Origin of the sequence: Bacillus sp. N5-665 (assembly GCF_022637375.2) — a bacterium.
GTDB classification, from domain to species: Bacteria; Bacillota; Bacilli; order Bacillales; family Bacillaceae_G; genus Bacillus_A; species Bacillus_A wiedmannii.
On the sequence record NZ_CP093325.1, the window covers coordinates 1,599,614 to 1,621,390 of the forward strand.

At 34.4% G+C, this 21,777-nt stretch carries 29 protein-coding genes and 1 pseudogene; 23 read left to right on the top strand and 7 right to left on the bottom strand.

Translation table 11 applies throughout. The features are described from left to right. Positions 1–74: 74 nt before the first annotated feature. The 7 genes and pseudogenes from rpsO to dpaB form a co-directional block, all read left to right on the top strand. A complete protein-coding gene (gene rpsO, locus MNO09_RS10795; protein ID WP_001229392.1) occupies positions 75–344 on the top strand; it encodes a 30S ribosomal protein S15 in 270 nt (89 codons plus the stop codon). Between the two features lie 160 nt (positions 345–504). After that, positions 505–2,643 carry a polyribonucleotide nucleotidyltransferase gene (gene pnp, locus MNO09_RS10800; RefSeq protein ID WP_000076761.1) on the top strand — a complete coding sequence of 713 codons (2,139 nt, stop codon included), beginning with the start codon at positions 505–507 and terminating at the stop codon, positions 2,641–2,643. Between the two features lie 152 nt (positions 2,644–2,795). Next, entirely contained in the window at positions 2,796–3,695 is a 900-nt protein-coding gene (locus MNO09_RS10805) for a polysaccharide deacetylase family protein (protein ID WP_000647535.1), read from the top strand. 86 nt (positions 3,696–3,781) lie between these two features. Beyond that, the gene (locus tag MNO09_RS10810; RefSeq protein WP_000593005.1) at positions 3,782–5,023 is read left to right on the top strand and encodes a M16 family metallopeptidase; all 1,242 of its coding nucleotides are present in this window, start codon (positions 3,782–3,784) and stop codon (positions 5,021–5,023) included. Between the two features lie 129 nt (positions 5,024–5,152). Further along, positions 5,153–5,404, top strand: a complete 252-nt coding sequence (locus tag MNO09_RS10815; RefSeq protein ID WP_001239751.1) for a YlmC/YmxH family sporulation protein — start codon at positions 5,153–5,155, stop codon at positions 5,402–5,404. Positions 5,405–5,678: 274 nt separating this feature from the next. Then, positions 5,679–6,581, top strand: coding sequence for a dipicolinic acid synthetase subunit A (gene dpaA / locus MNO09_RS10820; RefSeq protein ID WP_000954740.1), 903 nt, complete (start codon positions 5,679–5,681; stop codon positions 6,579–6,581). Beyond that, positions 6,578–7,003, top strand: a pseudogene (dpaB, locus tag MNO09_RS10825) (dipicolinate synthase subunit B); the annotation flags it as partial. The gene dpaA and the pseudogene dpaB, both read left to right, overlap by 4 nt. Before the next feature lie 32 nt (positions 7,004–7,035). Here the strand turns inward: dpaB and MNO09_RS10830 are convergent. The 5 genes from MNO09_RS10830 to MNO09_RS10850 form a co-directional block, all read right to left on the bottom strand. Next, positions 7,036–8,583 carry a recombinase family protein gene (locus MNO09_RS10830; protein WP_241950116.1) on the bottom strand — a complete coding sequence of 516 codons (1,548 nt, stop codon included), beginning with the start codon at positions 8,581–8,583 and terminating at the stop codon, positions 7,036–7,038. Between the two features lie 101 nt (positions 8,584–8,684). Beyond that, on the bottom strand, positions 8,685–9,482 hold the full coding sequence (locus tag MNO09_RS10835) for a hypothetical protein (protein ID WP_241950117.1): 798 nt from the start codon (positions 9,480–9,482) through the stop codon (positions 8,685–8,687). A 58-nt stretch (positions 9,483–9,540) separates the two neighbouring features. After that, positions 9,541–10,590: a hypothetical protein gene (locus MNO09_RS10840; RefSeq protein WP_241950118.1), complete on the bottom strand. Its 1,050-nt coding sequence runs from the start codon at positions 10,588–10,590 to the stop codon at positions 9,541–9,543. A 42-nt stretch (positions 10,591–10,632) separates the two neighbouring features. Then, entirely contained in the window at positions 10,633–11,061 is a 429-nt protein-coding gene (locus tag MNO09_RS10845; protein WP_241950119.1) for an ImmA/IrrE family metallo-endopeptidase, read from the bottom strand. 12 nt (positions 11,062–11,073) lie between these two features. Further along, entirely contained in the window at positions 11,074–11,508 is a 435-nt protein-coding gene (locus MNO09_RS10850) for a helix-turn-helix domain-containing protein (RefSeq protein WP_241950120.1), read from the bottom strand. A 155-nt stretch (positions 11,509–11,663) separates the two neighbouring features. Between MNO09_RS10850 and MNO09_RS10855 the strand changes: the two genes are divergently transcribed. The 14 genes from MNO09_RS10855 to MNO09_RS10920 all read left to right on the top strand — a co-directional run bounded on the left by MNO09_RS10855 (position 11,664) and on the right by MNO09_RS10920 (position 18,800). Beyond that, complete coding sequence (locus MNO09_RS10855) at positions 11,664–11,852, top strand: helix-turn-helix transcriptional regulator (protein WP_033693366.1); 189 nt, start codon at positions 11,664–11,666, stop codon at positions 11,850–11,852. A 52-nt stretch (positions 11,853–11,904) separates the two neighbouring features. Continuing rightward, positions 11,905–12,153, top strand: coding sequence for a hypothetical protein (locus MNO09_RS10860; RefSeq protein WP_097920369.1), 249 nt, complete (start codon positions 11,905–11,907; stop codon positions 12,151–12,153). Positions 12,154–12,243: 90 nt separating this feature from the next. Further along, the gene (locus tag MNO09_RS10865; RefSeq protein WP_000537277.1) at positions 12,244–12,831 is read left to right on the top strand and encodes a hypothetical protein; all 588 of its coding nucleotides are present in this window, start codon (positions 12,244–12,246) and stop codon (positions 12,829–12,831) included. A 13-nt stretch (positions 12,832–12,844) separates the two neighbouring features. Continuing rightward, positions 12,845–13,066 (top strand): RNA polymerase subunit sigma, encoded by a 222-nt coding sequence (locus tag MNO09_RS10870; RefSeq protein WP_241950121.1) that lies wholly within the window; start codon positions 12,845–12,847, stop codon positions 13,064–13,066. A gap of 180 nt (positions 13,067–13,246) precedes the next feature. Further along, positions 13,247–13,531 (top strand): hypothetical protein, encoded by a 285-nt coding sequence (locus MNO09_RS10875; protein ID WP_241950122.1) that lies wholly within the window; start codon positions 13,247–13,249, stop codon positions 13,529–13,531. A 279-nt stretch (positions 13,532–13,810) separates the two neighbouring features. Then, positions 13,811–14,761: a DnaD domain-containing protein gene (locus tag MNO09_RS10880; RefSeq protein ID WP_241950123.1), complete on the top strand. Its 951-nt coding sequence runs from the start codon at positions 13,811–13,813 to the stop codon at positions 14,759–14,761. Continuing rightward, positions 14,758–16,080 (top strand): replicative DNA helicase, encoded by a 1,323-nt coding sequence (dnaB, locus tag MNO09_RS10885; protein WP_241950124.1) that lies wholly within the window; start codon positions 14,758–14,760, stop codon positions 16,078–16,080. The genes MNO09_RS10880 and dnaB overlap by 4 nt, the downstream gene beginning before the upstream one ends. A gap of 2 nt (positions 16,081–16,082) precedes the next feature. Continuing rightward, the gene (locus MNO09_RS10890; RefSeq protein ID WP_241950125.1) at positions 16,083–16,271 is read left to right on the top strand and encodes a hypothetical protein; all 189 of its coding nucleotides are present in this window, start codon (positions 16,083–16,085) and stop codon (positions 16,269–16,271) included. Continuing rightward, a complete protein-coding gene (locus MNO09_RS10895; RefSeq protein ID WP_241950126.1) occupies positions 16,246–16,608 on the top strand; it encodes a cell division protein SepF in 363 nt (120 codons plus the stop codon). The genes MNO09_RS10890 and MNO09_RS10895 overlap by 26 nt, the downstream gene beginning before the upstream one ends. 72 nt (positions 16,609–16,680) lie before the next feature. Then, complete coding sequence (locus MNO09_RS10900; RefSeq protein WP_000512852.1) at positions 16,681–16,872, top strand: DUF3954 domain-containing protein; 192 nt, start codon at positions 16,681–16,683, stop codon at positions 16,870–16,872. A gap of 216 nt (positions 16,873–17,088) precedes the next feature. Beyond that, complete coding sequence (locus tag MNO09_RS10905) at positions 17,089–17,331, top strand: hypothetical protein (protein ID WP_241950127.1); 243 nt, start codon at positions 17,089–17,091, stop codon at positions 17,329–17,331. A gap of 3 nt (positions 17,332–17,334) precedes the next feature. Continuing rightward, positions 17,335–17,721: a YoqU family phage-derived protein gene (locus tag MNO09_RS10910; protein WP_241950128.1), complete on the top strand. Its 387-nt coding sequence runs from the start codon at positions 17,335–17,337 to the stop codon at positions 17,719–17,721. Positions 17,722–17,723: 2 nt separating this feature from the next. Then, positions 17,724–18,146 (top strand): hypothetical protein, encoded by a 423-nt coding sequence (locus tag MNO09_RS10915; protein WP_241950129.1) that lies wholly within the window; start codon positions 17,724–17,726, stop codon positions 18,144–18,146. 456 nt (positions 18,147–18,602) lie between these two features. Further along, positions 18,603–18,800, top strand: coding sequence for a hypothetical protein (locus MNO09_RS10920; RefSeq protein WP_241950130.1), 198 nt, complete (start codon positions 18,603–18,605; stop codon positions 18,798–18,800). Positions 18,801–18,899: 99 nt separating this feature from the next. On the opposite strand, the gene MNO09_RS10925 is transcribed toward MNO09_RS10920, so the two are convergent. After that, positions 18,900–19,292 carry a hypothetical protein gene (locus MNO09_RS10925; protein WP_241950131.1) on the bottom strand — a complete coding sequence of 131 codons (393 nt, stop codon included), beginning with the start codon at positions 19,290–19,292 and terminating at the stop codon, positions 18,900–18,902. Between the two features lie 342 nt (positions 19,293–19,634). After that, a complete protein-coding gene (locus MNO09_RS10930) occupies positions 19,635–20,234 on the bottom strand; it encodes an excalibur calcium-binding domain-containing protein (RefSeq protein ID WP_241950132.1) in 600 nt (199 codons plus the stop codon). A 311-nt stretch (positions 20,235–20,545) separates the two neighbouring features. Between MNO09_RS10930 and MNO09_RS10935 the strand changes: the two genes are divergently transcribed. Both MNO09_RS10935 and MNO09_RS10940 read left to right on the top strand, forming a co-directional pair. Further along, positions 20,546–21,025 carry an ArpU family phage packaging/lysis transcriptional regulator gene (locus MNO09_RS10935; RefSeq protein ID WP_353939946.1) on the top strand — a complete coding sequence of 160 codons (480 nt, stop codon included), beginning with the start codon at positions 20,546–20,548 and terminating at the stop codon, positions 21,023–21,025. Next, a complete protein-coding gene (locus MNO09_RS10940) occupies positions 21,025–21,567 on the top strand; it encodes a site-specific integrase (RefSeq protein WP_241950133.1) in 543 nt (180 codons plus the stop codon). Before MNO09_RS10935 ends, MNO09_RS10940 begins: the two co-directional genes overlap by 1 nt. The last annotated feature ends 210 nt before the right edge of the window (positions 21,568–21,777 follow it).

Sequence of the window (21,777 nt, forward strand, 5' to 3'; positions counted from 1 at the left end):
ACCATTGCTTGGCATTGCGACTCACCGACGCTTGCTAGGTAATTGGGGGTTTAATTAATAGGAGGTGAAATAGGATGGCTTTAACACAAGAGCGTAAAAATGAAATCATTGCACAATTTAGAACTCATGAGACTGATACTGGTTCTCCAGAGGTTCAAATTGCTGTCCTAACGGAGCAAATTAACACTCTAAACGAGCACTTACGTACTCACAAGAAAGATCATCATTCACGTCGTGGTCTATTAAAGATGGTTGGTAAACGTCGTAACTTACTAACTTACCTTCGTAATAGCGATATCACACGTTACCGTGAATTAATCACAAAGCTTGGCTTACGTCGATAGTCAAAGAAGCGGGAATATTCCCGCTTTTTTGTTAGGTAAAAATATATCTTCTACCCTTTATAGCTTACTTCATTTTCGGTAATACTAGAGGTAGAATATTGTGATATACTATCCATTTACATAGAAGAATTGAATACTTTAAATTGAGAGGGGTACTTAAATGAGTCAAGAAAAGCAAGTCTTCTCGATAGATTTAGCTGGTCGCCAGCTAACAGTTGAAACAAGTCAGCTTGCGAAGCAAGCGAACGGAGCAGTATTAGTAAGATATGGCGATACAGCGGTTCTATCTACAGCAACTGCATCAAAAGAACCAAAAAATGTAGATTTCTTCCCACTTACAGTAAACTATGAAGAGCGTTTATATGCAGTCGGAAAAATCCCTGGCGGTTTCATTAAACGTGAAGGTCGTCCGAGTGAAAAAGCAATTTTGGCAAGTCGTTTAATCGACCGTCCAATTCGTCCACTTTTCGCAGATGGTTTCCGTAACGAAGTACAAGTTGTCAGCATTGTAATGAGTGTTGATCAAGATTGTTCTTCTGAAATGGCAGCTATGCTTGGTTCTTCATTAGCGTTATCGATTTCAGATATTCCATTTGAAGGCCCAATCGCGGGTGCAACAGTTGGTCGTATTAACGGCGAATTCGTTATTAATCCAACAGTAGAACAGCAAGAACAAAGTGATATTCACCTTGTTGTGGCTGGTACGAAAGATGCAATTAACATGGTTGAAGCAGGAGCAGATCAAGTGCCTGAAGAAACAATGTTAGAAGCAATTATGTTTGGACATGACGAAATTAAACGTCTAATTGCATTCCAAGAAGAGATTGTACAAGCTGTAGGTAAAGAGAAAACAGAAGTGAAACTTTATGAAGTTGACGCTGATCTTAATCAAGCTGTACGTGAAATGTCTGAGAAGGATATGCATTCTGCAATTCAAGTACATGAGAAACATGCACGTGAAGATGCAATTAACGAAGTGAAAAAGCGTGTAATTGAGCATTACGAAGCGCAGGAAGCTGACGCTGATACATTAGGACAAGTAAGTGAGATTTTATATAAAATTGTAAAAGAAGAAGTACGTCGTCTTATTACAGTTGAAAAAATCCGCCCAGATGGCCGTAAAGGTGACGAAATCCGTCCATTAGCATCAGAGGTTGGTATTTTATCTCGTACACACGGTTCTGGTTTATTCACACGTGGACAAACACAAGCATTAAGTATTTGTACATTAGGTGCATTAGGCGATGTGCAAATTTTAGATGGTCTTGGTGTAGAAGAATCAAAACGCTTTATGCACCATTACAATTTCCCATCATTTAGTGTTGGTGAAACAAGACCGATGCGTGGACCAGGTCGTCGTGAAATTGGTCACGGTGCACTAGGAGAACGTGCTCTTGAGCCTGTAATTCCATCTGAAAAAGATTTCCCATATACAGTACGTCTTGTATCTGAAGTTTTAGAATCAAATGGTTCTACTTCACAAGCAAGTATTTGTGGTAGTACTTTAGCAATGATGGATGCTGGTGTTCCGCTTAAAGCTCCAGTTGCAGGTATTGCAATGGGTCTAGTTAAAACTGGTGAGCATTACACAATTTTATCTGATATTCAAGGTATGGAAGATCATTTAGGTGATATGGACTTTAAAGTAGCAGGTACAGCAAAAGGTGTAACTGCACTGCAAATGGACATTAAAATCGATGGTCTATCTCGTGAAATTTTAGAAGAGGCATTACAACAGGCGAAAGTTGGTCGTGTGCACATTCTAAATCATATGTTATCTGTTATTGCAGAGCCACGTACTGAATTATCAGCTTATGCTCCAAAGATCATTACAATGACAATTAACCCAGATAAAATCCGTGACGTTATTGGGCCGAGCGGTAAACAAATCAATAAAATTATTGAAGAAACTGGCGTTAAAATTGACATCGAGCAAGATGGTACAGTATTCATTTCTTCAATAAATCAAGAAATGAATGACAAAGCTAAGAAAATTATCGAAGATATCGTTCGCGAAGTACAAGTAGGTGAAATCTACGAAGGAAAAGTGAAACGTGTTGAGAAATTCGGTGCTTTCGTTGAATTATTCAGCGGTAAAGACGGATTAGTGCACATTTCTGAACTTGCACTTGAGCGTGTAGGTAAAGTAGAAGACGTTGTGAAAATCGGTGATGTAATTACAGTTAAAGTTATCGAGATTGACAAGCAAGGTCGCGTGAATCTATCTAGAAAAGTATTGCTAAAAGAAGAGCAAGAAAAAGAAGCTGCTAAAGAAGAAAACAAACAAGAGCAGCAATAAGTAAAAGCCAGTTAAACTGGCTTTTTTTGTTATGTAAAAAATATGGTTTATATATATTTTTATGTCAGTATAGGTATAGTTTTCATTATAACGCTCAAATTAACAAAGATAAGAAGAAAAAAGGTTTTTATATAGTTAATGGGAGGGTTTATATGAAAGCTCGTATATTGGCATACATATGTATATTCTTTTTATATGTCAGTGTAGGCTCTTATTCCGTTTTTGCACAGGATAATTTGTATGAAGAAATTCAAAAACATGCAAAACAATATGAGATTGCACCTCAAAATGCGATGATTGATAAAATATGGAAATCAACACCAGGATATAATGGAAGAAAAGTTGATATTGAAGCATCCTATAATAATATGAAGAAGCTAAAGAAATTTGATCAAAAATATCTGGAATTTAGGGAAGTATCACCGGGTGTCCACTTAGAAGATTTATCACCAGCCCCAATTTATAGGGGACATCCAAATAAAAATATGGTGGGATTAACAATAAATGTGGCGTGGGGAAACGAGTATTTGCCTCGTATATTAGAAATATTGAAAAAACATGATGTGAAAGCGACTTTCTTTTTAGAAGGACGTTGGGTGAAAGAAAATTTACGATTTGCAAAAATGATTGTCGATGCAAATCAAGAAGTTGGAAATCATTCTTACACACATCCTAATATGAAAACGCTATCTTCTGATGAAATACGAGATCAGTTACAAAAAACAAATCGAATGATCGAAGCAGCTACGAATCAAAAGGTAAGATGGTTTGCTCCGCCGAGTGGAAGTTTTCGGGATGAAGTCGTGAAAATTGCAGATGATTTCCAAATGGGAACGATTATGTGGACTGTAGATACAATTGATTGGAAGCGACCGGATCCAGATGTATTACTGCAGAGAGTGATGAGAAAAATACATCCAGGTGCTATCGTATTAATGCATCCAACTTCATCTACAGCAGAAGCATTAGATACAATGATTACAAAATTGAAGGAACAAGGATATAAAGTAGGGAATATAACAGAATTACTGGATGAAAAACGTGTGGATTAAATACATTTGCATGACATTCATCCTTAAACTTGTTATCATTAAATAATAGCACTCATTTAGAGAAACTGGCAGTAGGAGGAAAGTTTTTGATTAAAAAATATACTTGTAAAAATGGTGTAAGAATCGTTATGGAGAATATACCAACCGTAAGATCGGTTGCGATTGGTATTTGGATCCATGCGGGATCAAGAAATGAAAATGAAAAAAATAATGGGGTTTCCCACTTTTTAGAGCATATGTTCTTTAAAGGGACAGAAACACGTAGTGCACGCGAAATTGCAGAATCATTTGATAGCATTGGTGGGCAAGTGAATGCTTTTACTTCAAAAGAATACACTTGTTACTATGCAAAAGTGCTAGATGAGCATGCTAAATATGCTTTAGATGTATTAGCAGATATGTTCTTTAATTCAACATTTGATGAGGAAGAACTGAAAAAAGAGAAGAATGTCGTATGTGAAGAAATCAAAATGTATGAAGATGCTCCAGATGATATTGTGCATGATATGTTAACGAAAGCAACATATGAAACGCATCCGCTTGGATATCCTATTTTAGGAACTGAAGAAACGCTTGATACGTTTACAGGTGATACGCTACGCCAATATATAAAAGATCATTACACACCTGAAAATGTCGTTGTTTCAGTTGCAGGAAATATTGATGAAGCCTTCTTACAAACGGTAGAGCAATATTTCGGTAGTTATGAAGGAACAACAAACCGTGAACAAGTACATAGCCCAATTTTCCATTTTAATAAGGTAGCACGTAAAAAGGAAACAGAACAAGCTCATTTATGTTTAGGATATAAAGGCTTACAAATGGGACACGAAGATATTTATAACTTAATTGTATTAAATAACGTTTTAGGCGGTAGTATGAGTAGCCGTTTATTCCAAGAAGTACGTGAGCAACGCGGGTTAGCCTACTCAGTATTTTCTTACCATTCTTCTTATGAAGATACAGGTATGTTAACGCTGTATGGTGGAACAGGTAGCCAACAATTAGATACACTGTATGAAACAATGCAAGAAACATTAGACACATTGAAAAATACAGGTATTACAGAAAAAGAGCTTATTAATAGTAAAGAGCAATTAAAAGGAAACTTAATGTTAAGTTTAGAAAGTACGAATAGCCGTATGAGCCGTAATGGTAAAAATGAGTTGCTACTTCGTAAGCATCGTTCACTTGATGAGATTATTGAAAGTGTAAACACTGTAACAAAAGAAAATGTTGATGAGTTAATTCGTAACATGTTTACAGATGAATTCTCTGCAGCATTAATTAGTCCAGATGGAAAACTTCCAAAAGGAATAAAACTATAATTGCTTTATATGAAGTATGTAAAAATAACCGTATCTCTTTTAAAAGAGATACGGTTATTTTTTTTTGATATACAGAATAGGTACTAATTATGGATAACTTAAATTCATAATTCGGTAGGGGGAGAGTGTATGCGATTAAGTGAATTAAGTGGCAAAGAGATTGTAAATTTAGAAAGAGCCGAAAAAATGGGAGTTTTAGGTTATGTGGATTTAGAGATTGATGAGAAGGATGGCCAAATACAGGCTCTTATCATACCGGCTGGGAAATGGGGAGGTTTTAAAAAGGAACCACAAGAAGTAAGAGTCACGTGGAGCCAAATTAAGAAAGTAGGGCACGATATGATCCTTTGTGATATTACGGATCATTCAAATTCGAAGTGAAAGGTGGCCATTTTGGTCATCTTTTTTTTGTTCATTCTCTTCTGAGTAAAAGCTCACATGAATCGAGCGTTTACCGGAAATCAATTTCCCGTATAATGTCCTCTCATATGTCGAATGTTGAGATGGAGGCCTAACTGCATACAAATAGCGGGATAAATCATACGTGCTTTTGTTTTTCAATCACCTAAAACTCGTACATTACATATGATGTGGAGGAAAAAGAAAAAGTAGGCACTTTTCTTATAAATGACAGAAAAAGAAGGTGAATTAGGGAATGTTGACTGAGATGCATATTGCTGTCATAGGAGGAGATGCAAGACAGCTAGAAGTAATTCGCAAGCTAGTTGAATTGGATGCGAAACTTTCATTGATAGGGTTTGATCAGTTAGATCATGGCTTCACAGGGGCAGCAAAAGAAAGTATACAAAATTTAGATTTCACTTCTGTAGATGCAATTATTTTGCCAGTTGCAGGTACAAATGCCAAGGGAGAAGTAGATACTATTTTTTCAAACGAAAAAGTTTCTATAACGAAAGAACAAATTGAAAATACACCAGAACATTTTACTATATATTCAGGTATTGGTACGCCTTACTTGGAAAATCTCGTATCTACTACAAACCGCAAACTTGTTAAATTATTTGATCGTGATGATGTGGCAATCTACAATTCTATTCCAACTGTAGAAGGTACATTAATGATGGTAATTCAACATACCGACTATACAATTCATGGTTCCAATGTAATGGTTTTAGGATTTGGTAGAACAGGGATGAGTGTTGCCAGAGCATTTCAATCATTAGGAGCCCATGTCAAAGTTGGAGCAAGACGATCGGAACATATTGCACGTATTACAGAAATGATGTTTTCTCCTTTTCATATGCAAAATATTGAGAAAGAAGTAGGAAATATCGATATTGTCATTAATACAATTCCGCATCTCGTCGTGACAGCGAATGTTATTTCGAAAATGCCGGCTCATACGTTAGTAATTGATTTAGCTTCTAAACCAGGCGGTACCGACTTTAGATATGCGGAAAAAAGAGGAGTCAAAGCGCTGTTAGCACCTGGATTACCAGGTATTGTTGCTCCAAAAACAGCAGGACAAATTTTAGCGAACGTTCTTTCTCAGTTACTAGCAGAAGACGTAATAGCAAGAAAGGAGAATGGGGAATGAATTTAAAAGGGAAAAGAATAGGGTTTGGTTTTACTGGTTCACATTGTACGTACGAAGAAGTAATGCCTCATTTAGAAAAATTAATTGCTGAGGGAGCAGAAGTACGCCCCGTTGTTTCTTATACTGTTCAATCAACAAATACGAGATTTGGAGAAGGAGCAGAGTGGATTAAAAAGATTGAAGAAGTAACAGGATTTAAAGCAATTAATTCAATCGTTGGCGCAGAACCACTAGGACCTAAAATTCCACTAGATTGTATGGTAATTGCACCACTAACAGGAAATTCTATGAGTAAATTTGCAAATGCAATGACAGACTCTCCAGTACTAATGGCAGCGAAAGCGACGTTAAGAAATGGCAAGCCTGTCGTATTGGCTGTTTCAACGAATGATGCTTTAGGGCTGAATGGAGTAAATCTAATTACACCAACAAGGTGACAACAAAGCGCGAACGCTTATATGTCGCCATCTTGAGGGAGCTTAGGGTAAAGCACAAGTTCGAAATCATCGAGCCTTTGCCACTTTTCCTTTTTATAAACAGCCTTTTCTAAAACCGACTTTAGGAGGCTGTTTTTCTTTTTGGGATCATCTGTTTTAAAGTACAGATCAAGAACATGCTCCACTTGAGGTATTGTATCTTTCTTGACTTTTTCCTTTTTAATTTCTGTTTTAATTTCTTTCTTTAAGTTTTCCATAGTGGAAGTAATTTCAGTTATACGGTCAGAAACTACATTCGAGCGTTCTAAAAACATATCGACTGTGTAAACGCCACGTTCTAATAAATCATGTAAATTATTTTTTTGTTTTTGGACATCCACTAATTCTTTTTCAATCTTGCGTAATGCAGCTTCATTCATTTGAATGACTTGTGTTTCTTTTAATTTGTCATCTTGCTTATGTTTTTCAAAATCAGCTTTATAATTGATGTACCATTCTTTTAATGCCTCGAGTAAACGCTTCTCAATTAATTCAGTATAACTTGATTTGTTTTCACAGCCACGGTGTTTACAATCCATCGTTTCTTTTCGATTCTTTGGATAACGTTGGACCATGCTATAACCACATTTACTACATTTAATAATGCCAGCTAGAGGATTTTTAATTCCGTTCGTATTGTAAGGAACGTGATATCTTGAGTTTAATTTTTCTTGTACTTGTTCAAATAAGCTCTCGGGTATGATAGGCTCATGTTTGCCATCAGCAATAATCCAATCTGATTTATCTTGTCTTGCACAACTACGTTTCACAGCGTCAGGACGTTTTACTTCTTTTCTCTTTTGCCAAGTCACCTTTCCGATATAAACATTATTTTTTAATATATCTAAGATGCTGTAGGGGTTCCATTCATTACCTAGCTTACTTTTGTAGCCAAGATCATTTAACTTGCTTCTAATTGCATTTGCTCCCATATCCTCATGTGCATACCAATCAAATATCATTCTTACAACTGAAGCTTCTTCTGGATTAATCGTTAAAGTACGTTCTCGCTTATTTAAGCGATGGATATCATATCCGAATGGTGCATGTGTGCCAAGATAATTCCCAGCCTCTACACTGGCAACACGACCTCGTTGCATACGTCGTGTAATAATCTTTAACTCCTTACGGGCCATAAACGCTTCAAATTCGCTGTATTCTTCATCCCACTCATCATTAAGGTCATAAGTCTTCCTAGGTGTCATAATCTTTGTATTCGAGCGTTTAAACGTCTCTAAAATGATTCCTTGTTCTTTCATACCACCACGACCTAAACGGTCCATATCCATACAAAGAACAACGTCATATTTGTTATCTTCAATTTCTTCGAGCAGTGCTAACATCTCAGGACGTTTCACTAAGCTCTCACCAGAAACGATTTCCTCACGAACAGCTAAAACATTTAAGTTCATTTCCTTGGCAATTTTCAGCAGGGTAGCGCGGTGTTTTGCTAAAGTTTCGCCTTCACCACGTGCTTCGGCTTCTAGATCGGCACGGGATTTTCTTAGGTAGAGTGCGGTTTTCATTGTGGAAACCTCCTTGTTATGGTTTATTATACGATAGGTATATAGGCATAAGAAGTAAAGATAGTTAATAACAAAAGAAAAGCCCCATTCTGGAGCTATTTCTAAAATTTATTTTGGGGGTTCTTTCGTATTACGTCAGGTTTATATATGTTTTGTTTCTGGTACTTTAAATAAACTTCGGAGGAATAGTCACACATATAAAATGTATCTTCTATAGATGTATTTCTTTCATATAATACAATTTTATCATTATCCAGCATGTGACTTTGAATTAAGTTTAATTTATCAAGTTCTTTTTTTTCTATTGTGCTTACCAGATACGTGTTAACTGCTTTGTTATTATAAAAGTTTAGTATGGAAGAATAAACAAGGCTTAAAATAATAGGCCATAATATAATGCTAAGTATGAATTCTTCACTTTGTTTTTCAAAAAATATAGTGGTAAGCATAGAACTATACAAAATACTACTAGAGATTATACTTATAAAAGTAATTATTAGGTTTCTTTTTTTATGTTTAAGTTTTTTACGAATATTAGAAAAGAAAAAGATATAGGCGTAAATTGCTATGGAAATGATAAATATAATTAGCAATAAAAATAAAAATGAAAGTAAAATATTTTTGGAAAGCTGGGAAATATCTTCGGTTCTTTCTGTAACATACATACTAATTCCTGTAGCAGGTGCTACATACATACCAATAACAAATAAAAAATAATTAAAAAGAGAATCCATAAAATTAATTTTTTGAACTTCATCTTTTTTTAAAAAGATTTTATCATAATCTTTAATAACTTTTACTTTAAAATACATATTATAAAAGAAACCAATTACAGTACATAGAAACACAAGAAGTGGAGCTATAATTTTTAATAAATCATAAATTTTTTCTACAGACATAAAAATACTCCTTTAAATATTGAAAGAGAAAAGTCCATAAATAGCATGGACTTAAAAATCATTGAACAATAACAAACTTTGTAAAGAACGCTTTACGTTTTGCTTTATTATATACGTATGGATCATTAAATTTCTTGACCCAAGATTTATCTTCAACTTTTAAATCCTCAATTTTAAATTCTAAGTGCGAATTTAATGATCTTCTATCTAAGTTGATATTGTATGTTTTTCCTTCAAATGGAAGAGTCATTTTTACAGCATTCAAATCTGGAAATTGTCTTAGTAATCTCGCAGGTTCACTTACAAACATTTTTTCAATAGCATCCCCTGTTGAAAAATATTGTTTATATTGTTCTTCAGTAACGTTGCTATCTGGTTTTGCTGATTTATAAGATGCAAATGAATCATGGAATGTAATTTCAGCATCTTTATTATCAAGTTTCATATCCTTAATAAAATTTCCACCTCTAATGTTTTGGGCATAGGAAGTAAATTCTTTTTGTTTTTCTTCAGATTTTTTTTGTTCCTCAGCTAATTTCTTCTCTTCAGCTTTTTGTTTCTCCTCAGCCTCTTTTTGTTCTTTAGCTTTTTGTTTCTCTTCGGCTTTTAGCTTTTCTTCAGCATCTTTTTGCTCTTTAGCTTTTTGTTTCTCTTCGGCTTTTAGCTTTTCTTCAGCATCTTTTTGCTCTTTAGCTTTTTGTTTCTCTTCGGTTTTTAGCTTTTCTTCAGCATCTTTTTGCTCTTTAGCTTTTTGTTTCTCTTCGATTTTTAGCTTTTCTTCAGCATCTTTTTGCTCTTTAGCTTTTTGTTTCTCTTCGGCTTTTAGCTTTTCTTCAGCATCTTTTTGCTCTTTATCCTTTTGCTTTTCTTCGGCTTTTAGCTTTTCTTCAGCTTTTTGTTTAGCGAGAATTTCTTGTTTTTCTTGTGGTGTCATGTTCATGTTAACTACAATTAATGAAATAATAGATAAAATAAAAGCTATACCTGTAAACTTAAAATATTTCTTAGTGTTTTGTTTCTTTTTTAAACGAAATACCACTGATGTAATTAATAAAATAATCGTGGCTAGCATTGCTATTGCAAATAGAAATGAGAAAAATATTTTCATTTATGTAGCTCCTAACTTATAAAGTTGTATTTTAAATTCATATTAATAACTTTTTAAACGAGCAAAACTTTCTGGAATTCCATAGATCTCAGCTATTTCTTGAATTGATAGATTTGTATCTTGATATTCAGAAATCATTTCATCAGGTAATAAGAGTTCGACTGCAAATGTATTTGCTTCGATCTCTAATCGATCTACAGAAAAAAAGGTTTTATTTCGTAAAAATGGAGTATTAGCTTTGGGGTGCAATAGAGCATGTCCTAGTTCGTGAGCACAGACAAAGCGTTGTGTGGTTTCGTCAATCCTATTATTAACATGAATGAATTTAAAGCGTTTATAAGTGTTGTAAAAACCAAGAGTATTCCCTAGGTCTTCAAACAACACTATAATATCTTTTCGTTTAGCAATTTCAAAGGGGTTTGTTGTGCCGTGTTTTTTTACGATTTTCAGTACGTAGTCTTTAATCTTCATTTCTCGCTCCGTTCAATCTTTTTTGTACTTGTTTGGAGTGAATTTTTGTTTGGCTAATTGTTTTGCCATGCGCATAGAGTTTTCTAGAGAAATGCGAATCATTTCTTTTGTGTGTTCGTCTATTGGTTCTCCGTCAAACATTAAAGCATCTTCGCTATTTTCTAAGTCTTTTAAAGTCTTTTCTAAGTCACGAGCGATATCACGAGTATCTTTTTTGTTTAAATCAGGAAGTGCATTAGACATCCTTGAATCATCTTCTCTTCCTAATAAATAATCTGTTGTTACTCCTAAAACATTTGCTAAATCTTTTAGCATTTCGTTTGAGGGAGTGCTATGACCATTCTCATAGTTACTAATGGTGCCTTTAGTGGTATTTACTTTATCGGCTAATCCTTGCTGAGTGAGCTTACGCTTTTTACGCATCTCTTTTAATCTTTGTCTCAACATTTTTAGCACCTCCCGTTAATAAAAAGTACAAAGATATTGTACCTTATAAAGATGGATTGTAAAACTTTGTACAAGATAATTGTACAAATGTATTGACGTACAAGAATCTTATACATATAATAAAAGTACAAAATACTTATACAAGGAGCGAGACAGTGAACAAAAATATCAAATTAATTAGAGCTAGGAAAAAAAGCAAGTTAACGCAACAAGATCTTGCAAAAAGAATGAAAGTTACAAAATCTACAATAAGTAATTGGGAAAATGGTTATAGTAATCCAAATCTTGAAAAGGCTATTAGGTTAGCCACTATTCTTGGTAGTGATGTAAAGGACTTAATTTGATGTACAAGAGTACAAGAATCTTATACTTAATGGATGGAAAGCGGGTGAGAAAATGCCATCAACTAACATGGCAGTACCAACAGAACCGTCGCATAAACATATAAAAAGCACTTCAAGAGGTGACACCATGAGCCAACAAGAAGAATATGCGGCGACTTATGAATTTGGAAAAACGAAAGTCCATGTTGTGGCTCCTGAGCCAAAATCACAAAAGGATATTGATAAAATCCGTCAAGCATATTACAAGGCTGGTTGGGCCATCATCAAAGAAATACAAGTGAAAGAAAACATTGAGGAATAGTTCCTCTCTTTTTACATGAAAAATAGACAAGTTACATATGTACTAAATACATTGTAACCATTTGAAAACTAAATATGGAGGCGAACAGATATGGGAACAAGCATATACTGCAATTCAGCAATAGGAGAATTATTACAGAATGCTAGAGAGTGTTGTGATAATGTTCAGCTGAAAACGAAGAAAGGGCTATCTAAGTACCTTGGCATTACACATGAACGCTTAACTCGAATTGAATCAGGGCTTTCTAAACCAGAATTTGAACTTGCAATGGATTGGTGCCATGCAACAGGAGCAAAGTTGAATCAACAAGCAATCAAACATATTTATGGTGTTGGGTTACCACCTACAGATCCACGTTTAACTCAAGATGTAAATCTACAATTAATGAACTACATTAAACAGGCTGAAGAGGGGATTGCGGCAGCGAAGGAAATCATGAACTTACAAGTTACAACAAGATCTTGGAAGCATGATGAAAAAAAGAAACATGAATACGCAGTTCATGCAAAAGAAATCTTCGATACAATCCAAGCTACTCAATGTGTAGTTCAAGCTCTTGAGCAAGTTCATTTTGGCATTATGGAACAAATACAAAGAAGTTGGTTGCAAAAGGCTATGGCAGAAAACGTTATTATTCAATCGGTGGATAGCTTAATGAATTTAACAAAGGTGCTGTAAAGGGGGAAGGAAAATGACAGTAGATTATAAGAAACCTAGTTTAAGAAAATATAAGGAATTAATTCGGTATGATGCAAAACTAACTGGTGAAATTAAAATTGCAGAATTACTTAATGAGGATTCAAAAACAGTTGAATTAAAGCAAGAGAAAAAATTATTGGGGATTCGAATCAAGATTATCGAAGCGTCATTCATTTTGAAACATAAATGGGCAAATAAAAAAGCTACCGCCTAGACAACAGTAGCTCTGAAAAATATCGTAAAGCAATTATAACATTATATAAATCATTTGGACAAGCCACTGTGCTTGTCGTTATGACCAGAAAGGGATTGTTCCTCCCATACCTCTACAATGTTCCTTTCTGGTTGTAACGATGCGTACAGCATCAAATTAATTAGAAAGGAGATGTAATTCATGAACGATAAAAACAATCGTCTTCATGATCTAGTTCTTCCTGGAGATTTTTCATTTGCGAATAAACTTTGTAACTGTATGAGTGAATGTATTTATAACATGTTTAATGCAGAATCAACCGAAGAATCAAATCACTGGGAAGAAGAGCTGGAGCGATGTATGAGGGAATTTAAAATGCTTCGTGATACAAAAGAAGAACATGAGGCATCAATGAGTTATCGTGTAGTGATTAAAGATTTAAGAGCAAGAGGAGTTAACGCTTCGTTAGTAACACGTAGAAAATAAAAAGATCTATCACTTGGCAGAGTGATAGACAAACGGTCTTGCAAAAGATCTTAGGATTAATTATATCAAATTAGCATTCGTATAACAACGGAGTGTGCTACATGCTTTTAGACAAATCGTTACATAGAGTGTTGCTGAACCCTAAAGTGTTTCAACAAGTAACATCAGAGCAACACCTAATTTACTTAGTAAAACAATATCTCAAAATAGGATACAAGAATTATCGCTTATTACGTGTAGAGGACGGATTCGCGATATGTAAACGGGAGGATGAATAATATGGCAGTTTATAGACCAGTACATGTTTCATTTTGGCAGGATTCATTTGTTTTAGATCTTACACCGGAGGAGAAGTATTTCTACTTATATTTGATGACAAACAGTAAGACGTCTCAATCAGGAATTTATGAGCTTCCACTTCGTATCATTGAAACTGATACAGGATATAACCGTGAAACTGTTATGAAGCTATTAGAACGTTTTGCTGAGTACGGAAAAATTAATTATAACCAAAAAACAAAAGAGTTGTTCTTAATTAACTGGTTGAAATTCAATCCGATTAAAAATGTAAACATTGAAAAGTGTGTTTTAAAAGAGATTCAATCTGTAAAGGACCAGGATTTCTTAGTTGATTTCTATGAAACATGTTTGCAATTAGAACGTGAACAAGATTTCAAAATCCCTCGTATTAAGGAGTATTTATCAGTCCGTTTGGAGGGGCTTATAAGGGGCTTCCAGGACCCTAGCAAGGAAGAAGAAAAAGAAAAAGAAGAAGAAAAAGAACAACAACAAGAAGAACGCGCAAGCGCGGAAGAAGTTGTTGAGGTTAATCCAATTTCTTTTTACGAGCAAAACTTCGGATTCATTACACCTTTTATTGCAGATGGTATTCATGCATGGGTAGATGATTTAAATGCAGAGCTTGTTGTAAAAGCTATGGAAATCGCTTTAGAGAAAAATACAAGAAACATGAATTACGTAAATACGATTTTAAGAGATTGGCATCTTAAGGGATTGAAAACAATAACGGACGTTGAAGCAGCTGATAAGGCATTTCGTACTCAGCGATTAACAAAAGCGCAGCAACAGACACAAGCACCTTATCAACAAAAAGGCTTATCGGAATCTACTAAAAACGTAATACAGCAGCAACAAGCATGGGAGCAGAACATTCCAACAGAAGAAGAACTTGCAGTACTTAACCAACGGAATGCGTGGTTGGCCCAATGAGTAACGATATAATTCGTAACGTAGAAGCTGAACAAAGTGTTTTAGGTAGCATTATCCAAGAAGGCGATTTAATTAAAGATTGTCAGCTAAAGGTAAAACAGTTTTGTTTACCAACGCACCAAATGATTTTTAAGGCGATGAGAGAGCTAGAGGATGCTGAGGTTCCGATAGATCTTGTTGCTCTCATTGGAAAATTCGATGAAAGCTTTATGCATCAAATTGGTGGAATTGAATTCTTTGTAAACCTAACAGAAGTTGTTACGACTACTAAAAATTTCTCGTATCACGAAGGCTTAGTTATCGAAGCTTGGAAGATGCGACATGCTCAGGAGGTTGCTGGTAACTTATATAACCGCCTTCAGCAAGATAGGGATATGAGTGCTATTAGTACATCAATTGATGAATTAAGCGCCATTGAAGAAACAGGTTACTCAGACGAATTTAACTTGAAAGATACGCTTGTTGATTTGTATAAGAACATGCAAATTGATGTAGGAGATTTAACCGGTATTCCAACTGGCTATGACGACTTGAATAGAATGACAACCGGGTTACAAGAAGGTGATTTAATTATTGTTGGGGCCCGACCTTCAATGGGGAAAACAGCATTTGTATTAAACGTTGCTTTTCATGCGGCAAGTGCTCATACAGCAACAGGAATCTTCTCACTCGAGATGGGGGAGGAACAGCTACTTAAGAGGATGATTTCAAGTACTGGAAATATTGATGCTACGAAATTAAAGAATCCTAAAAAGCTATGTAATTTAAAGGATTGGGAAAAAATTAGTCAAGCGATGGGATTAATTAATGATTTGCCATTAGAAATTTACGATAAAGCAAATGTAACAATCCAAGAGATTTATGCAAAGGCTAGGAAATTAAAGCGTAAGTACCCTGATAAAAAGGTTTTAATTGCAATTGATTATTTGCAGCTTATTGTAGGGGATCCAAAGCATAGAGGGAACCGCATGCAAGAAATCGGTGAGATTAGTCGTAAGTTAAAACTGATGGCAAGAGAATTAAATGTATGTGTAGTTGCATTATCACAGTTAAGTCGTGCTGTAGAAAGTAGGCAAGATAAGAGACCATTGCTATCAGATTTACGTGAGAATGGTCAAATTGAGCAAGATGCGGATTTAATAGCATTCTTATACCGTGAAGATTACTATGACCGCGAGACAGAAAATAAAAACATAACGGAAATTATTTTAGCGAAACAGAGGAACGGTCCAGTTGGTGTTGTTGAACTAGCATTTATTAAAGAATTTAGTAAGTTTGTAAATTTAGAGAGAAAGTTCATCCATCAACAGGAGGCCTAATTATGTTGTTACGTCAGGAAATAGAACGTAGAAAACTAATAATCATTCGTAAATTATTGGGATTAGGATTAGCTGAACTTAACGGACAAACATTAGATCGACTAAGATTAACGCAGCTAGAAGGAATTTCAATTGCAAGTTTGCAAGTATTGGAGGGAAGCAATAATGCCCAAGCAACTAACAATCTTTGATGTGGAACCAGTCGTATCATTTGATTCTAAGAAAGCTCATATCCATCGTTTAAATTCAAAACTAAGGTATGCAGATATGGTTGTACAAATACCACGCCAAGCAAAAGCGATTGATGAATTAAAACCGACGACAGCACCTGATGAACGTTATGAGCTATTTGAAGATTACACAATTGGAATTTGGCGTTACAAACGAGCGGAGGATAAACAATTTGTATGGGAAGAGGCAGAAAAAATGTGTAAGCAAGCAAGGGATGAAAAAAAGCCGATTCCAATACGGCTCCATTTGTCACTTGAACAAGCATTTGTTCCAGAAAATGTTGTGCAATATCTATAGACAAATAAAAAAAGCTGAGATCACTCTCAACTTACTTCGACAAAGTAATTATAACATATGGGAGTGATTTTGGTGGGAATTAGAAAAGAAAATCTTGTTGAAATGACAGCTGAAATAGATTTGAAAATAAACGGAATATATATCGTTAAAAATGGTCAGGTTCAGCTAATAGAACCACCTCAAAGTGGATTTGGTGAACAATCATTTGTATATCAAAGTGGAAAAGTAATTCGGATGGAAGAGCGGAAAACACAGTTACTTTAATAAAATTTGAATTTTGTATAAAAACGAGGTGATGGTATGGGGAAACGGATTTATTTATCTAATGAAGATGCTGAAAGACTGTATCATCTGGTACGTAATAGTTTAGACAGTGATGACCTGTCAGAAGAGGATTGCGTGAGGTATCAAAACATATTATTGAAACTATCAAAGTGATTTATAACAAAAGCGTTATTTTAATCGAAAAGGGGAATGGAAATGACTGAACTAGATTTATATAAATTTTGTGAAGGTAAGGAAATAGATTGGAGAGGCGATGAACTTTATGTTTGGGTTTACTTTCATGATCTAGGTGATTTTACAAAAATGGTAGGATGCAACTGGTTTAGTGAGGGAGGAATGGAAATTCGATTGTTTGATAATTATGTAGCAATTGAGTTGGTGGATCTCTGCGAAAACTATGAAATTGATCCTGAAAATATTCTTAAAAAAGGAGAATGACAGATGGACAAGAAAAAGCGAATTGAAATTGTAAATTCACTTATAAACTATTTAGCAGATCATGAGAAATCCTTCTTTAAATCCAAACATAAGATAGGCGAGTTTAAACATGATGGTAAAAACCTATGGTTCGTTGATGGATTTACAAATGTAGCAATGCGTATGACACGTAGCCCATACAAAAACAAGAAACAAAGCCACTACTTCTCAAAAGGCGGAACTATGTGGGGATTGGTTAGGGATTTTACTGACTTTATATTTGATAATGATGATTCAGATGGAGCAAATGGTTATGGTGGATTGTACTGTTCTCATTGGGGTTGGCCAAAGGAAGAAATGAAGAAGATGCGTGAATATGCAAGGGAAATCGGGTATCTGAGAGGGGAATAAAAATGAAGCCTACATTCGAAATGATAAAGAATGAACATGGTGGGGTGGAGATGACTTATACAACGGGTGGTGGCAAGCAATCTTCTACTTACTTCCCTGGCCCTCCAGAAGATATAGATCATGTTTGTTTGGACTACATGAAAGGTCGCTTTGCAAACGTTAGAACGTTGAAGCAAGTGGATTTTATAAAACGCAAATATAAAGAAGCTTATCAAACAGTATTCGGTGCTATGGATGAATTAAAAGTAGGTGACAAGGTAGTGATGCACACTTGCTTAGAAGCGAAGCGTTATGAGGGAAAAGTTTGGACTTGTAGAACAGATCAATTTAAAGCAAGTAGTGGTTCACAAGTGGTGTTTTTAAAAGGATTTAGTGGTTACTTCTCAGTTAAGTATTTGCAGCGTATAAGTTTGTTAGAAAACTAAACAAAATAGTTATTTGAATTAAAAAGAGCGCCGTTGAGTGCGGTGCTCTTAGACCAAGAACTATAACAGGGGTTAATGAAAGAATGCTGCATACCAAAGTGATAGTAATGCAAGCCATCCAATTATAAGGGCTATGTATTTTAAAACTTTCATAATTTCTCCTTTTAGGTATAGAGTGCACCAGGATGGAGAATTTAATTAATTTTTTAACAAAATCCTTATTTTAGAACTGGTCATTATAAACGAAAAAGAGCCTGATATGGCTCTCAGACTCTTCCCTCAATAGCAAAGAGTAAGTCTTTTAATTACTCTTCTGCTATATAATACACGAAACTTGTCTGTTTGTGTAGAAAAATGTCGAAATATAAAGTGTTGCATATCGAATTGTAAAAGGTAAAGAAGTGAAAATAATGATTGGACAAAAACGCTATTTTAGTAGAAAACGAGGTGGATTGAGTGAAAGTTGATAAAATCTTATCAGAATTGTGGCACCTTAGAGGTAATACAGATGGGCCAATAACTCATGAAGAGTTCAAAAAAGAAGCTAAGGATACAGCGTATATGGCTATAAGCACCATACAAAAGTTACTAAGAAGAATAAGTGAACTTGAATTAGAAAACGATCAATTGAAAGGCGAAAATAAGTTTTCTTAATAAAAATTTCATTTGGTAGAAAAGAGAATGCTTATAAAAAACTTAGTATATATTTTTGAGAATACATACTAAGTTTTTAGATGGTAAGTGAAAATCAATTTATTTTGAAGTCATAATTCTGTATGTATCAATGTAAGAATTATTCTCATATGAAACAGCTAGATTTCTACCATCTAGAAGTGTGTCACTATGTTTGTCATTATATAGTCGTCTGTTTAGACAATAAATATAATATTTTTGATTCTGGTGTGTAGAAGCACGATTTTCTTCGATTTTTTGAATATCATTGTATGTGAATGTATATTGTTCTTTTGTTTCTAGGTTTTCTAAATTCAGTTCTAATAGGTAACCTGAAACAGTTTCTTTTAAGTTATAAGAAACTAACTTATGATTTACAGTTTCTTCTTTACCAGGGATATTTGGAATTAAACTCAATTGCAATGTATTGCAGTTACTCAATGATGATTCGAAAAAACTATCAATTTTTCTCAAAATATTCACTCCTAATATTAGAATGTAATAAATATAACACTGATAGTTATAAATTTTAATATATTTATATTAAAATGCATAAATACATAAAATTTGAGCTTCTTATATTTTAATAAAATAAACCTTTTAATCTACTATTAGAATGAGAGATGGACAAGCATACCCCCATTCTAATAGTAGAACGGGGGTAAAAATATATTTGTTTAATCTCAAAGTAAGGTACTTCACTACAATAAAAATATGGCCAATAAAGTTGTTTGAAAATCTAAGCTTTATTTAACAAGAGCACCCTTTATTAAAATAATTCAATTCCTCTTTTCTAAAATCACTTCTTACTATCACTTAGTTACAAGCAATGCCGTCTCCATTTCTATCCAAACGATGGTCTCCGAATCCAGCTGCTTTTGATTTTCTCATGAATTCAGTTGCTTCAGTTGCATTACTAAAATCGGAACAATCTTTATCTACTTTGAAATTGTAGTTTGGAGTAGAGGAGTCTTTCGCTTTTTCACTGCTCTTAGATTTGTCCTCTTCCACTTTTCTTTTTGTAGATTCTTCCTTCGCTTCATCTTGAGCTTGCTTCAAATTTTCTTCCGTTTCTTTCATTTCTTTTATGTACTTGCTACTTTGAATTTCTCTTTGTTTTTCTTCCAACTCCGTTTTCTCCATTTGAGCTAGGTGTCGTTGGTAAACACAGGGGCCAATAGACCAAATTGCTAATAAGATTAGTATTATTAGTATAAGAATTCCTTTGGCATATGTTTTTTCTTTTTTCTTTCTATAATAGCACCAAAATATTACGAGAATAATTGCAAGAAGTAATAAGAAATTCCAAATTGAACTCACAATGCATTCTAATATAAGTATAAGTGCATAAATACAGCCCAATATAAGCAATAATTTTAGTACTTTTATAAAATCCTTAAATTCCTTTTCTTTCATTTTGTTCCCCCATTAATAATTTAATCAATTAGTACTAATCAATTTTATTTGTAAGCATTCGATAAGTAAATCAGAAAAATATCCCATAAAAAGTAATATTATGGAATTTCAATGTGGTTTGCAAGTTAGTAAATAAACTACTTTAAAAAGTTAAAAATAAATAAGAAAATGATATAATAATAGCAATTAAACATTTTGTCCTACTGGAAGAACCAGCGGACACTGAACTACAAAGAGCATTAGTAATATTGCTCTGTAGTTTGGTGTCCGCTTTTTGTATTTTATTAAGAAAATAGACAAGGAGCGTATATATGAGTCAATTAACTTTCTTATCTAAAATTGATCGCGCAGCAACACAGGAGAAATTAGAGAGTCTTCTAGAAGAGGTGCGCATTTACAAACAGTTCGGAATGGTTCGAGAAGAAATGAAAGTCACTCCTTCGTATGAAGTGAGATATCACGGCCCTACAAATACAGTGGAAAATCCATTAGAAGATGTAGCTTTAGAAAATATAAAGCGTAGTGAACGTGAACAATATCTTAAAAATATGTCATTCCGCATTGATCAGTTTTTAAGTCGTTTAGGAAACGGGCGTGCGGGAAAGATTCAGAGGGATATCATTAATAAGCGTTATTTAGAAGAAGAAGACATGTGTGATTATATGATTTATAACGAAATTGGAATGGCTGAACGTACTTATCGCCGTTGGAAGTCTAGAGCGTTTTATAATTTAGCTTTTGCTCTTAGATTAGAAGTTTATGAGGCAGAAGAAACTGGAGGTAATGAATAATGAATTTTGTTCAGCCAATACGTGATTCAGAGCAAATACAGCAGCTAAAAGAGTATTTTAAGGAAAAGAGCTTACGTAATTACATTCTCTTCATCATGGGTATTAATACAGGTCTCAGAATCTCAGATATTTTGAAATTGAAAGTAGAGGATGTTAAAGGCAGTCATATATCTATGCGGGAAAAGAAAACAGGGAAACAGAAACGAATACAAATTACTGCAGCACTGAAAAGAGAACTTAAATGGTTTATTGTAGAAAGAGAAGACAATGAGTATTTATTACAAAGCAGACAAGGTAAGAATTGTCCAATTGGTCGTAGCATGGCATATAAGATATTAAGCGGAGCAGCGGCAGAGTTCGGGTTAGATGAAATAGGAACACATACGTTAAGAAAAACATATGGGTATCACATGTACATGCAAACGAAAAATATAGCATTACTCATGGAGATATTCAATCACTCGTCAGAGAAGGTCACGTTACGTTATATAGGTGTTAACCAAGATGCAATGGATAAAGCAATGACTAGGTTTAAAATCTAATCATTGCTTATTTCTTTTTAAATCTAGGGGTATCGCCAGCATTTTTGAAAACCCCCACGCTAAGAGCATGCAAGATTTTATACAGTTTTTTTAACTAATCTTATAACAAACAAGAATCTTAAAACCGTGCAAGGATAGGAATGTATAAAAAATGCATAGATCCATAAAACAAAAAAAGGATTCACTTGTGAAAGTAGGGTTTCCTCGTGT

Excerpts from the sequence above, each read along its gene's own strand:
- rpsO (WP_001229392.1), top strand. The coding sequence starts at position 75 with ATGGCTTTAACACAAGAGCGTAAAAATGAAATCATTGCACAATTTAGA.
- pnp (WP_000076761.1), top strand. The coding sequence starts at position 505 with ATGAGTCAAGAAAAGCAAGTCTTCTCGATAGATTTAGCTGGTCGCCAG.
- MNO09_RS10805 (WP_000647535.1), top strand. The coding sequence starts at position 2,796 with ATGAAAGCTCGTATATTGGCATACATATGTATATTCTTTTTATATGTC.
- MNO09_RS10815 (WP_001239751.1), top strand. The coding sequence starts at position 5,153 with ATGCGATTAAGTGAATTAAGTGGCAAAGAGATTGTAAATTTAGAAAGA.
- dpaA (WP_000954740.1), top strand. The coding sequence starts at position 5,679 with ATGTTGACTGAGATGCATATTGCTGTCATAGGAGGAGATGCAAGACAG.
- MNO09_RS10830 (WP_241950116.1), bottom strand. The coding sequence starts at position 8,583 with ATGAAAACCGCACTCTACCTAAGAAAATCCCGTGCCGATCTAGAAGCC.
- MNO09_RS10835 (WP_241950117.1), bottom strand. The coding sequence starts at position 9,482 with ATGTCTGTAGAAAAAATTTATGATTTATTAAAAATTATAGCTCCACTT.
- MNO09_RS10840 (WP_241950118.1), bottom strand. The coding sequence starts at position 10,590 with ATGAAAATATTTTTCTCATTTCTATTTGCAATAGCAATGCTAGCCACG.
- MNO09_RS10845 (WP_241950119.1), bottom strand. The coding sequence starts at position 11,061 with ATGAAGATTAAAGACTACGTACTGAAAATCGTAAAAAAACACGGCACA.
- MNO09_RS10850 (WP_241950120.1), bottom strand. The coding sequence starts at position 11,508 with ATGTTGAGACAAAGATTAAAAGAGATGCGTAAAAAGCGTAAGCTCACT.
- MNO09_RS10860 (WP_097920369.1), top strand. The coding sequence starts at position 11,905 with ATGCCATCAACTAACATGGCAGTACCAACAGAACCGTCGCATAAACAT.
- MNO09_RS10865 (WP_000537277.1), top strand. The coding sequence starts at position 12,244 with ATGGGAACAAGCATATACTGCAATTCAGCAATAGGAGAATTATTACAG.
- MNO09_RS10870 (WP_241950121.1), top strand. The coding sequence starts at position 12,845 with ATGACAGTAGATTATAAGAAACCTAGTTTAAGAAAATATAAGGAATTA.
- MNO09_RS10875 (WP_241950122.1), top strand. The coding sequence starts at position 13,247 with ATGAACGATAAAAACAATCGTCTTCATGATCTAGTTCTTCCTGGAGAT.
- MNO09_RS10880 (WP_241950123.1), top strand. The coding sequence starts at position 13,811 with ATGGCAGTTTATAGACCAGTACATGTTTCATTTTGGCAGGATTCATTT.
- dnaB (WP_241950124.1), top strand. The coding sequence starts at position 14,758 with ATGAGTAACGATATAATTCGTAACGTAGAAGCTGAACAAAGTGTTTTA.
- MNO09_RS10890 (WP_241950125.1), top strand. The coding sequence starts at position 16,083 with ATGTTGTTACGTCAGGAAATAGAACGTAGAAAACTAATAATCATTCGT.
- MNO09_RS10895 (WP_241950126.1), top strand. The coding sequence starts at position 16,246 with ATGCCCAAGCAACTAACAATCTTTGATGTGGAACCAGTCGTATCATTT.
- MNO09_RS10905 (WP_241950127.1), top strand. The coding sequence starts at position 17,089 with ATGACTGAACTAGATTTATATAAATTTTGTGAAGGTAAGGAAATAGAT.
- MNO09_RS10910 (WP_241950128.1), top strand. The coding sequence starts at position 17,335 with ATGGACAAGAAAAAGCGAATTGAAATTGTAAATTCACTTATAAACTAT.
- MNO09_RS10915 (WP_241950129.1), top strand. The coding sequence starts at position 17,724 with ATGAAGCCTACATTCGAAATGATAAAGAATGAACATGGTGGGGTGGAG.
- MNO09_RS10930 (WP_241950132.1), bottom strand. The coding sequence starts at position 20,234 with ATGAAAGAAAAGGAATTTAAGGATTTTATAAAAGTACTAAAATTATTG.
- MNO09_RS10935 (WP_353939946.1), top strand. The coding sequence starts at position 20,546 with ATGAGTCAATTAACTTTCTTATCTAAAATTGATCGCGCAGCAACACAG.
- MNO09_RS10940 (WP_241950133.1), top strand. The coding sequence starts at position 21,025 with ATGAATTTTGTTCAGCCAATACGTGATTCAGAGCAAATACAGCAGCTA.